A 12,596-nucleotide genomic window follows, 5' to 3' on the forward strand; every position below is an offset into this window, starting at 1 on the left:
CCCCGGGATCGGTTTAAAGCGTCTGCCCGAACCAGACCGTGCGGTCGGACGGCTCGACCAGCGGCGGTTCCAGCCGCGTGAAGCCGCGGGAACTCCAGAAACCGATGCCACCGGCGTTGGTGGCGCTGGCACCGAGATGCACGGCTTTCACGCCATCACGACGCGCCTGCGAAAACCACATGTCGAGCAGCCTGGTGCCCATACCCTGCCCGCGCAAGCGCGACAGCAGATTCATATGGATGTGGGCCGGAAAGGCTTCGACCAGAGCGGCCTGCGCGATCTCCGGATGGTGGATCGCGGCGATGCGTTTCTGGTCGGCGTCCCAGAGTTCGGGGTCGCCTTGCGGTTCGGGATAAGCGCTGCGGAGATTCGGCCACCAGTCGCGTTCCAGCTTTGCCTGGAAGGCCCGGGTGTCGTAGACGCCGACGAGATAGCCGGCGACGCCGTCTTCATCCTCGGCCACGAAAGCGGTCTCCGGGCTTAGCGCCACATAGGGTGCTGAGTAGATGTGGCCGATCAGCTTGCCGTCGCGGTGCAGTGGCGAGGCGTCCTCGCCGGCATCGCCTGTGACCAGCGAGATGTTGTAGATCTGCTCGATATCGTCGGCATGGGCGGGGCGCAGGATCGTCATCAGCTTGCCGGCGGATAGAGGAGGTCGACAATGTAGCCAGCATCGAAGCGGCTATCGAGCATGCCATAGGTGGAGCGCCAGCCGCCGGCGAGACGGGTTTCGATGAAGGCATCGGCGATGCGCCCTGCCCCCAGCCGGTAGAGTTCGGCAGCACCGGCGGCGAGCGCCAGTTGTTCGACCAGCAGGCGTGCGGCACCCTCGTCACGTTCGCAGAGCGCCATGGCGGCGCGCAGCACATCGATGGTCTTCTTGCCGGCCGGGCCCAGATCGCGGGCGAGGCCAGCGAAGACGGTCTCGAACAGGTCCTTGCCGCGGTTGAGAATGCGGAGCACATCGAGCGCCATGACATTGCCGGAGCCTTCCCAGATCGCATTCACAGGCGCTTCGCGGTAGTGACGGGCGATCGGACGTTCCTCGATGTAGCCGCTGCCGCCGATGCACTCCATCGCTTCATAGATGAGCGCGGGAGCGATCTTGCAGCACCAGTATTTGGCGACCGGGGTCATCACGCGGGCATAGGCTGCCTCTTCGGCACTGCCGCGGGCGCGGTCGAATGCATCAGCCAACCGGAAGGACAAAGCGGTTGCGGCTGCGACGTCGAGCGCCATATCGGCAAGGACGCGGGTCATGATCGGCTGGCTGACCAGCATCTTGCCGAACACGCTGCGGCCGCGGGTGTGGTGCACGGCTTCGGCGAGCGAGGCGCGCATGATGCCGGACGATGCCAGCGCGCAATCGAGGCGCGTCAGGGTGACCATGTCGAGAATGGTGCGAACGCCGGCATCGGGACCACCGAGCATAAAGCCGAAGGTGTCGTTGAACTCGACTTCGGCAGACGCATTCGAGCGGTTGCCGACCTTGTCCTTCAGGCGCTGGAACTGCAGGCCGTTGGCGGAGCCGTCTTCGAGCAGGCGCGGCACCAGGAAGCAGCCCATGCCCTCCTTGGTCTGCGCCAGCATGATGAAGGCGTCGCTCATCGGCGCCGACATGAACCACTTGTGGCCGGACAGACGGTAGATGCCGTCGCTGACCTTTTCGGCGGACGTGGTATTCGAGCGGACGTCGGTGCCGCCCTGCTTTTCGGTCATACCCATGCCGATGGTGACGGCGGATTTCTGCATCGCGGGCTTGTTGGACGAATCATACTTGCGCGACAGGATTTTCGGCGCCCAGTCCTTCTGGACCGCCGGCGACGCGGAGAGCGCGGCAACCGATGCGCTGGTCATGGTGATCGGGCAGAGGTGACCGGTTTCCAGCTGCGCCGACAGATAGAACCGGGCGGCACGGATCTTGTGCGCCTGGTCCTTGGCGTCGGAATCGGCCTGCGGGTCCCAGACCGACGAGTGCAGCCCCACCGACATCGAGCGACGCATCAGCGCATGCCAGGCCGGATGGTACTCGACGACATCGAGCCGCTCGCCGCGCGGGCCATGGGTGCGCAGCTGCGGCACGCCCTGGTTTGCCATGCGCGCCAGCTCCTGCGCCTCGGGCGAGGTCACGTAGCGGCCGATGTTGTCGAGATCATCGCGGATGCCGCGCGGCAAGGCGCCGGTCAGGTCGACGATCAGCGGATCGGACCTGTAGGCATTGATGCCGGACCACAGGCTCGGCTGATTGAGTTCGGCGAGTTTTTCTTCGGCGGGTGTCATGAATCGCTTCTAGTGCATGAGGCAGTCAAAGGGAAACCGGAAGTTTCGATTTCGCGCTGCTCCTGCTTTAGCCGAATTGCGACAAAATTGCAGGGGGAGAGTGCCCTTTGCCCACAGCCCATGCTTGCCGCCGCCGCATGCACTCTTTATAGAGCCGCTGACGACAGCTTAGAGGCAGGTTCATGGTCTTCTTTCCCCACCGCCACCTCATCGGTATCAAAGGGCTCACAGAGCAGGATATCACCTTTCTCCTCGACAAGGCCGACGAGGCCGTGAAGATCAGTCGACAGCGAGAGAAGAAGACGTCGACCCTGAGAGGCCTGACGCAGATCAATCTCTTCTTCGAAGCATCGACGCGCACGCAGGCCTCATTCGAACTGGCCGGCAAGCGCCTCGGCGCCGATGTGATGAACATGTCGGTCGGCAATTCTTCGGTGAAAAAGGGCGAGACGCTGATCGATACGGCGATGACGCTGAACGCGATGCGCCCCGACGTGCTGGTGATCCGGCATTCCAGCGCTGGCGCTGCAGCGCTGCTCGCTCAGAAAGTCTCCTGCGCGGTGGTCAACGCCGGCGATGGCCAGCACGAGCATCCGACACAGGCACTCCTCGACGCGCTGACGATCCGCCGCGCCAAGGGCAAGCTGTCGCGCATCATCGTGGCGATCTGCGGCGACGTGCTGCATTCGCGGGTGGCGCGGTCGAACATTCTGCTTCTCAACGCGATGGGCGCGCGGGTGCGGGTCGTGGCACCGGCGACACTGTTGCCGGCCGGGATTGCCGACATGGGTGTCGAGGTGTTTCACTCGATGAAGGAAGGGCTGAAGGACGCCGACGTGGTGATGATGCTGCGGCTGCAGCGCGAGCGAATGTCCGGCGCCTTCGTGCCGTCGGTGCGTGAATATTTCCACTTCTACGGCCTCGACGCGGAAACGCTGAAGGCGGCGAAAGAGGATGCGATGGTGATGCACCCCGGTCCGATGAACCGCGGGGTGGAAATCGCCTCCGAGGTTGCCGACGGACCGCAGAGCGTGATCGCCGAACAGGTCGAGATGGGCGTTGCCGTGCGCATGGCCGTGATGGAGACGCTGCTGATCTCGCAGAACCAGGGGCCCCGCAGCGAAGGAGCCGGCGCATGAGCAACTCGATGGTCTTCAAGAACGTTCGCATCGTCGATCCCTCGCGCAATCTCGACGAGGTCGGGACGATCATCGTCAAGGACGGCGTGATCGCCGCATCGGGCAAGGATGCCGCTGATGAGGCCGTGCCTGCGGGTGCTGCCGTTCGCGATTGCACCGGCCTTGTCGCGGCACCGGGCCTGGTGGATGCGCGGGTGCATATCGGCGAGCCGGGTGCCGAACATCGCGAAACGATCGCGTCGGCCAGCCGTGCGGCGGCAGCGGGTGGTGTCACCTCGATCATCATGATGCCGGATACCGATCCCGTGATCGACGACATCGCGCTGGTCGAGTTCGTCAAGAAGACGGCCAAGGACAAGGCGCTCATCAACGTCTATCCGGCAGCGGCGATCACCAGGCGCCTGGCTGGCGAAGAGATGACCGAGATCGGCATGCTGATGGAAGCCGGGGCCGTCGCCTTCACCGATGGCCGCTCGAGTATCCACGACGCGCAGGTGCTGCGCCGGGTGATGACCTATGCGCGCGAATTCGGCGCGGTGATTTCCTGCGAAACCCGCGACCAGCATCTCGGCGCCACCGGCGTCATGCATGAGGGGCTGTTTGCCAGCTGGCTCGGCCTTGGCGGCATTCCCAAGGAAACCGAACTGATCCCGCTGGAGCGCGACCTGCGCATTGCCGCGCTGACACGTGGGAAATACCATGCGGCGATGATCTCGGTGCCAGAATCGGTCGAGGTGATCGAGCTTGCCAAGAGCCGCGGTGCCAATGTCACCTGCGGCATCTCGATCAACAACCTGGCGCTCAACGAGAACGACATCGGCGAATACCGTACCTTCTTCAAGCTCTACCCGCCGCTGCGCTCGGAAGCCGATCGTGTCGGAATGGTCGATGCGCTGGCACGGGGTGCGATCGATATCATCGTTTCCTCGCATGATCCGCAGGATGTCGATACCAAGCGCCTGCCGTTCGGCGAAGCAGCCGATGGCGCGGTCGGTCTCGAGACCATGCTGGCGGCAGCACTTCGCCTGCATCACAGCGGCCATGTCACACTGATGCGGCTGATCGATGCGATGTCGACGCGACCGGCGCAGATCTTCGGGCTGGATGCCGGCACGCTGAAGCCGGGCGCCAAGGCGGATATCGCCCTGATCGATCTGGACGAGCCTTGGCTTGTCGCCAAAGACATGCTTCTCTCACGCTCGAAGAACACGCCTTTCGAGGATGCGCGCTTCAGCGGACGGGCTGTCGCGACCTATGTCGCCGGCCAGTGCGTGCACAGTTTGTAATCGCTAGACCGTATAAGAAGACGACCGGACCAAGCCTGGAGGGGCAATGATCTCTGATCTCATGACCTGGCAGATCACCCTGCCGATCGCGCTGGCGGCTGCCGTTATCGGCTACCTGCTGGGCTCCATACCCTTCGGGCTACTGCTGACGCGGGCCGCCGGTCTCGGCGACGTGCGCAGCATCGGCTCGGGCAATATCGGCGCCACCAACGTGCTGCGGACCGGCAACAAGAAGCTTGCCGCCGCGACACTGCTGCTCGACGCGCTGAAGGCAGCAGCGGCGGCCTGGATCGTCGGCTACGTCTTCGGCTACGAGGCCTCGCTGATCGCCGGCTTCTTCGCCTTCATCGGCCACCTCTTTCCTGTCTGGATCGGCTTCAAGGGCGGCAAGGGTGTCGCCACCTATATCGGCACGCTGCTCGGTGTCGCGCCAATGATGGTGCTGGCATTTGCCGCCGTCTGGTTGGCGATCGCTTTCACCACGCGCTATTCGTCGCTTTCAGCACTGGTAGCCATGCTTGTTATTCCGGTTGCATTGTGGATACTGGGTGCAGAAAAGGTTGCAGCTGTCATGGCCGTGATGACGGTGATCTCCTACTGGAAGCATAAAGAGAACATCGCCCGCCTGATGCGCGGCGCGGAAAGCAAGATCGGGGCAAAGGGATAGGCTGGATGGACGCACGCAGCGCAAGGCCAAAGGGAATTGCGCTGACGGACCGGCAACGTGTTGCCTGGCTGCGTCTGATCCGTTCCGACAATGTCGGGCCTGCCACCTTTCGCGATCTCATCAATCATTTCGGCTCTGCCGAGGCCGCACTGGCCGCCCTGCCCGGGTTGTCGGCCCGCGGTGGCGCCACGCGCTCGATCCGGATCGCCACGGAGAGCGAAGCCCTGCAGGAGCTGGACGCTGCGAACAAGTTCGGGGCGCGCTTTGTCGGCATTGGCGAGCCCGAGTATCCGCAAGCGCTGAAGCAGATCGACGGCGCGCCGCCGCTGCTGGCGGTGAAGGGCAACCTGTCGGCCACAGCGCAACCGGCCATCGGCATCGTCGGCTCGCGCAATGCCTCGATCAGCGGCGCCAAGTTCGCGGCGATGATCGCGCGTGAATGCGGACGTGCCGGTTATGTCATCGTTTCCGGTCTTGCGCGCGGTATCGATACGGCGGCGCACCGGGCAAGCCTTGACACCGGGACGATCGCTGCGATGGCTGGCGGGCTGGACCGTCCCTACCCGCCCGAAAACGCCGGACTGCTGGAAGAAATCTGGAACGGCAATGGTCTTGCGGTCAGCGAGATGCCGTTCGGCTGGGAGCCGCGGGCGCGCGACTTTCCCAGGCGCAACCGCCTGATCGCTGGTATCTCGCTCGGGACCGTGGTGGTCGAGGCGGCGACGCGCTCGGGGTCGCTGATCACCGCGCGGCTTGCCGGAGAGTTCGGCAGGCTGGTCTTTGCCGTCCCGGGATCGCCGCTCGATCCGCGGTGTCACGGGACGAACGGGCTGCTGAAGGAGGGCGCGATGATCGTCACCTCGCCGGAGGATGTGATCGTCACGCTGGCGCCGCTATCGCAACTCGACATGTTCAGCACACCCATGGCGGAGGAGCCGGAACACGGTGCGGGTTCGTCGCTGCTGCCGCCTGACGAAACGGACCGGGCGCAGATCGTCGATGCGCTCGGACCGACGCCGGTCGAGATCGACGACATTATCAGGCATACGGGGCTCAGCGCCTCCGCAGTTTATCTTGTTCTGCTGGAGTTGGATCTTGCCGGGCGCCTGCATCGGCATCCCGGTGGACTGGTGTCCATTGCAATGGAAATCTGAACGCTTACATACGGGAATGAAGATCGCCGGCCTCGACATAGGCCATCTCGATCAGGTAGCAGAGCATATCGGCCTTTTCCTTTTCCGCCACCTGACGCAACTCTGCCAGCATCTGCCGGATGAAGGCGATGTTCTCGCGGGAGCCGGATCGGCCGGTGTCTTTTCTTGCGTACTTAGCCGTCATAAAGACACTCGCGCCCTGATTGGGAAGGGTTGATCAACGCAGCCTAGACCACACGTAAAAAACGATATCGCAATAATCAGAAATTGCAATATCGTTTTCATCGTCCAATGGTTGCAACGCGTTGCATTGCGTAAAAATGCATGCAAAACACTTGACCGAAACGAATTCCCTGTCCATGTCGGAGAACCGGCGACCGTGACACGGCAGGTCCTCTGCCCTGATACAGGCCGCCCGGCATCATTTTTTAGAGAATCATCATGAATGTTGTAGTGGTGGAATCGCCCTCGAAGGCCAAGACGATCAACAAGTATCTGGGTCCCGGATACAAGGTGCTCGCTTCCTTCGGTCACGTCCGCGATCTCCCCGCCAAGGACGGCTCCGTGCTGCCCGACCAGGATTTCGAAATGCTTTGGGAGGTCGATACGGCCTCGGCCAAGCGCATGAAGGACATTGCCGATGCGGTGAAGTCCTCCGACGCCCTGTTCCTCGCGACCGACCCTGATCGCGAAGGCGAAGCCATCTCCTGGCATGTCCTTGATATGCTGAACAAGAAGCGCGTGCTCGGCGGCAAGACCGTCAAGCGCGTTGTCTTCAACGCGATTACCAAGAAGGCCGTGCTCGACGCCATGGCCGAGCCGCGCGACATCGACGTCCCGCTGGTCGATGCCTATCTGGCACGCCGCGCACTCGACTATCTGGTCGGCTTCAACCTGTCGCCGGTGCTGTGGCGCAAGCTGCCGGGCGCCCGTTCGGCCGGCCGCGTCCAGTCGGTGGCGCTGCGCCTGGTCTGCGACCGCGAGGGCGAGATCGAGCGCTTCATCTCGGAAGAATACTGGAACCTCTCGGCACTGTTGAAGACACCGCGCGGTGACGAATTCGAAGCCCGGCTGGTTGCGGCCAATGGCAAGCGGTTGCAGCCGCGCGCGATCGGCAACGGCGAAGAAGCCGGCAAGCTGAAGACGCTGCTCGAAGGCGCTTCCTATGTCGTCGATACCGTCGAGGCAAAGCCGGTCAAGCGCAACCCGGGACCACCGTTCACAACCTCGACGCTGCAGCAGGCCGCTTCCTCGAAGCTCGGCTTCTCGGCATCGCGCACCATGCAGGTAGCGCAGAAGCTCTATGAAGGCTTCGACATCGGCGGCGAGACCGTCGGTCTCATTACCTATATGCGTACCGACGGCGTGCAGATGGCCCCTGAAGCAATCGATGCGGCGCGCAGCGCCATCGTCGACCAGTTCGGCCAGCGCTATCTGCCGGAAAAGGCCCGCCTCTATTCGACCAAGGCGAAGAATGCCCAGGAAGCGCACGAAGCCATTCGTCCGACCGACTTCAACCGCACGCCCGACCAGGTTCGCCAGTTCCTCGATTCGGACCAGCTGCGTCTCTACGACCTGATCTGGAAGCGCGGCATTTCCAGCCAGATGGCGTCGGCCGAGATCGAGCGCACCACGGCCGAGATCACCGCGTCCAAGGGCGGCGAGACGGCTGGCCTGCGTGCCACCGGTTCGGTCATCCGCTTCGACGGCTTCATTGCCGCCTATACCGATCAGAAGGAAGACGGCGAGCAGAGCGACGACGGCGACGAGGATGGCCGCCTGCCGGAGATCAATGCGCGCGAAAACCTCGCCAAGCAGAAGATCAATTCGACGCAGCACTTCACCGAACCGCCACCGCGCTATTCGGAAGCAACGCTCATCAAGAAGATGGAAGAGCTCGGCATCGGCCGCCCGTCCACCTATGCGGCAACGCTGGCGACGCTGCGCGACCGCGAATATGTGACGATCGACAAGCGCAAGCTGATCCCGCATTCCAAGGGTCGTCTGGTGACGGCGTTCCTCGAGAGCTTCTTCACCAAGTATGTCGAATACGACTTCACGGCCGACCTCGAAGAGAAACTCGACCGGATTTCAGCCGGCGAGCTGAACTGGAAGCAGGTTCTCCGCGACTTCTGGAAGGACTTCTTCGCACAGATCGAAGACACCAAGGAACTGCGGGTGACCAACGTTCTCGATTCGCTCAACGAATCGCTGGCGCCGCTGGTGTTTCCGAAGCGCGAAGACGGCAGCGATCCGCGGATCTGCCAGGTCTGTGGCACCGGCAACCTGTCGCTGAAGCTCGGCAAGTATGGCGCGTTCGTCGGCTGCTCGAACTATCCGGAGTGCAACTTCACCCGCCAGCTTTCGGCTGAAGGCGGTGCGGATGCGGAAGGTGGCGCATCGAGCGAGCCGAAGGCTCTCGGCACCGATCCGGTGACCGGCGAAGAGTTGACGCTGCGTTCGGGCCGCTTCGGGCCTTACGTCCAGCGTGGCGATGGCAAGGAAGCCAAGCGTTCCTCGCTGCCGAAGGGCTGGAAGCCTGAAGAGATCGACTACGAGAAGGCGATGGCGCTGATTGCGCTGCCGCGCGATATCGGCAAGCATCCGGAATCCGGCAAGATGATCTCGTCGGGCATCGGCCGCTACGGTCCGTTCCTGCTGCATGATGGCGGCTATGCCAATCTGGAGACCGTCGAAGACGTGTTCACCATCGGCCTCAACCGCGCCGTGACGGTGATTGCCGACAAGGCGAGCAAAGGTCCCGGCGGTCGTGGCCGCACGGCTGCTGCCGCACTGAAGGAACTGGGCGATCATCCGGATGGTGGCGGTGCGATCACCGTGCGCGATGGCAAGTATGGTCCCTATGTCAACTGGGGCAAGGTCAATGCGACACTGCCGAAGGGCACCGATCCGCAGGCGCTGACCGTCGAGGAAGCGCTGGTGCTGATCGCGGCCAAGGCCGGCAAGGCGCCTGTCGCCAAGGGCAAGGCCAAGGCGAAGGCGAAAGCCCCGGCCAAGGCCAAGGCTGCTGCAGCCGACGGTGACAAGCCTGCGAAGGCTTCTGCCAAGCCAAAGGCGAAAGCCAAAGCCAAGGCTCCTGCCAAAAAGAAGAAGAGCGAAGAGTGACCAGAATTCCGCGTGACCATTCGAAGGGCATGGGCCAGCGTCCCGAGAAATCAGGACGCCCCGGCAAGGCGCCAACAGCCGAGCCGCTCGCCATCCAGCAAGGCGCCCTTCCTTCACGCGAAGTGATCCTGAGGTTCATTGCCGATCATCCGCAGAAAGCCTCCAAGCGCGAGCTTGCCAAGGCCTTCGGGCTGAAGGGCGACAGCCGGGTGGAGCTCAAGCAGTTGCTGCGCGATCTCGAGCAGGAAGGCATGCTGCAGAAGACGCGCAAGTCGCTCATCCGCCCCGGCGCCCTGCCGCCGGTGACGGTGCTCGACATCACCACCCGCGACAAGGATGGCGGACTGATCGGCCGTCCGGCGGAGTGGCCGGATGAAATGGGCGTCGCACCCGCCGTCGCCATCCGCCAGTCCTCGTCTCCAGCCGGCCGCAACGGCAAGGGGAAGGCCCCCGTCGCCGGCATGGGCGATCGTATTCTCGCGAAGATCTTCCCGGCCACCGAACGCGGCGGCCCGTCCTACACGGCGCGGATCATCAAGATCCTCGACAAGCGCCGCGGTGCGCTTCTCGGCGTCTTCAAGGATGCACCGGGTGGTGGCGGACGCCTGCTGCCGATCGAGCGGCGCGGCGAGGAGATGCTGATCGACCCCGACTACAAGGGCAGCGCCAAGGACGGCGATCTGGTCGAAGTCGAGGTTGCACGCCTCGGCAGCTTCGGCCTGCCGCGCGCCAAGGTGCTGTCGGTGGTCGGCTCGGTGTCGTCCGAAAAGGCGATCTCGATGATCGCCATCCATGCGCACGGCATTCCCTATATCTTCCCGCCTGCCGTCGTTGCCGAATCCGACGATGCCAAGCCCGCGACCATGTCGCATCGCGAGGACTGGCGCAGCGTTCCGCTGATCACCATCGACCCTGCCGACGCCAAGGACCACGACGACGCTGTCTATGCCGAGCTCGACCCCTCGCCCGACAATCCGGATGGTGTCATCGTCACCGTCGCGATTGCCGACGTGTCCTATTATGTCCGCCCGAACTCGCCGCTCGACCGCGAAGCGCTGAAGCGCGGCAACTCGGTGTATTTCCCCGACCGCGTCGTGCCGATGCTGCCGGAGCGGATTTCCAACGACCTCTGCTCGCTGCGCGAAGCGCAGGATCGCCCGGCGCTGGCCGTGCGGATGGTGTTTTCCAAGGATGGGCGCAAGGCCGGGCATACCTTCCATCGAGTGATGATGAAGAGTGCCGCCAAGCTTTCCTACCAGCAGGCGCAGGCGGCGATCGACGGCAATCCCGACGACAAGACCGGACCGATGCTGGAGCCGATCCTGAAGCCGCTGTGGCATGCTTATGAGGTGATGAAGCGTGGCCGAGAGCGGCGCCAGCCGCTCGAGCTCGACATGCCGGAGCGCAAGATCCAGCTGAAGCCCGACGGCACCGTCGATCGGGTGATCGTGCCGCCGCGTCTCGATGCCCACAAGCTGATCGAAGAAATGATGATCCAGGCCAACGTCGCGGCCGCCGAGACGCTGGAGAAGAAGAAGCAATCTCTCATCTACCGCATCCATGACGGCCCGTCGCTGGCCAAGCAGGAGATCCTGCGCGAGTTCCTGGCAACGCTTGAGATCACGCTTGCCAAGGGCGGCAACATGCGCGCCAACAACTTCAACGGGATTCTCGCCAAGGCCGAAGGCACGCCGCATCAAACGATGGTCAGCGAGATGGTGTTGCGCTCGCAGAGCCAAGCCATCTACAGTCCCGAGAATATCGGGCACTTCGGCCTCAACCTGATGAAATACGCCCACTTCACCTCCCCGATCCGCCGGTATGCCGACCTGATCGTGCATCGGGCACTGGTCGGCTCGCTCGGCTTCGGCGAAGGCGGCATCACGCCTGACGAGGAAGCGACGCTCGACGATATCGCTGCCGAGATCTCGACATTCGAGCGCCGCGCCATGGCGGCCGAGCGCGAGACCGTCGATCGCCTGATCGCCCATCACCTTGCCGGCCGCGTTGGCGAGGAATTCGATGGACGCGTGGGAGGTGTGACGAAATCAGGACTATTTGTCGCTCTTCCGGACTATGGAGCCGACGGTTTCATTCCTATATCTACACTGGGAATGGACTACTTCATCTATGATGAGGCGCATCAGGCATTGTCTGGCGAAAAGACCGGTCTCGGTTATCGTCTGGGGGACAGTGTCCGGGTCAAGCTGGTGGAAGCCATTCCGCTGGCGGGCGCGCTTCGGTTCGAGATGGTGAGCGAGGGGCGCAAGATGCCCACCGCGACACGGTCGTTCCACAAGGGCGGCCGGCGCGACGCGAATAACGCGCGCAAGAAGGCAGGGACAAGACCCCCGAGAGGGCGTCGATAGGCGTGTAGGGACGCCGGAAGGAAGTGCTGTAATGACGAACATTTCAGGCAGCCAGGCGATCCAGTACGGCGATGTCGAGGAAACCAAGCGTCCGCTTGGCCGATCGATCAAGCGCGGCCTGCTTTGCCGTTGCCCGGCCTGTGGCAGCGGCAGGCTGTTCAGGGCTTACCTGAAGCCGGTGGACAACTGTGCCGCCTGCGGTGAAGAGATGCATCACCACCGCTCCGACGACCTTCCGCCCTACATCACCATCGTCATCGTCGGCCATATCATCATCGCCGGCTACATGATGACCGACCTGATATGGCCGATGCCGCTCTGGCTAACGTTTGCGATCTGGACGCCGCTGACACTGCTGGCCACGCTTGCGATCATCCAACCGATCAAGGGCGGCGTCATCGGGCTGCAGTGGGCCTTGAAGATGCATGGCTTCGGCGGGCATAGCGACGAGCATGATCAGTACGAGATCCCCGGCCGTCGCCGCTAGACTTCTTCCGACCTTCACCATCACGACATATTTGGCGTGTAGCAGCGCCGGGTGCGCTGTGAGCCTTGCGTTCACAGCACGAAACAAA

Annotated in this window: 10 protein-coding genes; 7 read left to right on the forward strand and 3 right to left on the reverse strand. The window is 63.2% G+C overall.

The window, feature by feature from the left end; genetic code table 11:
- Positions 1–13: 13 nt before the first annotated feature.
- Both GVL52_RS05360 and GVL52_RS05365 read right to left on the reverse strand, forming a co-directional pair.
- Positions 14–631 (reverse strand): GNAT family N-acetyltransferase, encoded by a 618-nt coding sequence (locus GVL52_RS05360; protein WP_160004591.1) that lies wholly within the window; start codon positions 629–631, stop codon positions 14–16.
- A complete protein-coding gene (locus tag GVL52_RS05365) occupies positions 631–2,280 on the reverse strand; it encodes an acyl-CoA dehydrogenase family protein (RefSeq protein WP_160004593.1) in 1,650 nt (549 codons plus the stop codon). The genes GVL52_RS05360 and GVL52_RS05365 overlap by 1 nt, the downstream gene beginning before the upstream one ends.
- Positions 2,281–2,462: 182 nt before the next feature.
- On the opposite strand from GVL52_RS05365, the gene GVL52_RS05370 reads away from it, so the two are divergent.
- Genes GVL52_RS05370 through dprA form a run of 4 tightly spaced genes read left to right on the forward strand, consistent with a single transcriptional unit; the run spans position 2,463 to position 6,526 of the window.
- A complete protein-coding gene (locus tag GVL52_RS05370; protein WP_160004595.1) occupies positions 2,463–3,419 on the forward strand; it encodes an aspartate carbamoyltransferase catalytic subunit in 957 nt (318 codons plus the stop codon).
- The gene (locus GVL52_RS05375; RefSeq protein ID WP_160004597.1) at positions 3,416–4,705 is read left to right on the forward strand and encodes a dihydroorotase; all 1,290 of its coding nucleotides are present in this window, start codon (positions 3,416–3,418) and stop codon (positions 4,703–4,705) included. The genes GVL52_RS05370 and GVL52_RS05375 overlap by 4 nt, the downstream gene beginning before the upstream one ends.
- Before the next feature lie 46 nt (positions 4,706–4,751).
- On the forward strand, positions 4,752–5,372 hold the full coding sequence (plsY, locus tag GVL52_RS05380) for a glycerol-3-phosphate 1-O-acyltransferase PlsY (protein ID WP_160004599.1): 621 nt from the start codon (positions 4,752–4,754) through the stop codon (positions 5,370–5,372).
- Positions 5,373–5,377: 5 nt separating this feature from the next.
- Positions 5,378–6,526, forward strand: a complete 1,149-nt coding sequence (gene dprA / locus GVL52_RS05385; protein WP_160004601.1) for a DNA-processing protein DprA — start codon at positions 5,378–5,380, stop codon at positions 6,524–6,526.
- Between the two features lie 4 nt (positions 6,527–6,530).
- On the opposite strand, the gene GVL52_RS05390 is transcribed toward dprA, so the two are convergent.
- Complete coding sequence (locus GVL52_RS05390) at positions 6,531–6,710, reverse strand: hypothetical protein (protein WP_160004603.1); 180 nt, start codon at positions 6,708–6,710, stop codon at positions 6,531–6,533.
- Positions 6,711–6,967: 257 nt separating this feature from the next.
- Here GVL52_RS05390 and topA point away from each other — a divergent pair, with 257 nt between their 5' ends.
- Genes topA through GVL52_RS05405 form a run of 3 tightly spaced genes read left to right on the forward strand, consistent with a single transcriptional unit; the run spans position 6,968 to position 12,508 of the window.
- Complete coding sequence (topA, locus tag GVL52_RS05395) at positions 6,968–9,652, forward strand: type I DNA topoisomerase (protein WP_160004605.1); 2,685 nt, start codon at positions 6,968–6,970, stop codon at positions 9,650–9,652.
- Complete coding sequence (gene rnr / locus GVL52_RS05400; RefSeq protein WP_200847769.1) at positions 9,649–12,021, forward strand: ribonuclease R; 2,373 nt, start codon at positions 9,649–9,651, stop codon at positions 12,019–12,021. The genes topA and rnr overlap by 4 nt, the downstream gene beginning before the upstream one ends.
- Positions 12,022–12,052: 31 nt before the next feature.
- Positions 12,053–12,508, forward strand: a complete 456-nt coding sequence (locus tag GVL52_RS05405; protein ID WP_160004607.1) for a DUF983 domain-containing protein — start codon at positions 12,053–12,055, stop codon at positions 12,506–12,508.
- Positions 12,509–12,596 lie beyond the last annotated feature (88 nt).

It is taken from the genome of Rhizobium sp. 18055 (genome assembly GCF_902706285.1).
Classification (GTDB): Bacteria; Pseudomonadota; Alphaproteobacteria; order Rhizobiales; family Rhizobiaceae; genus Rhizobium.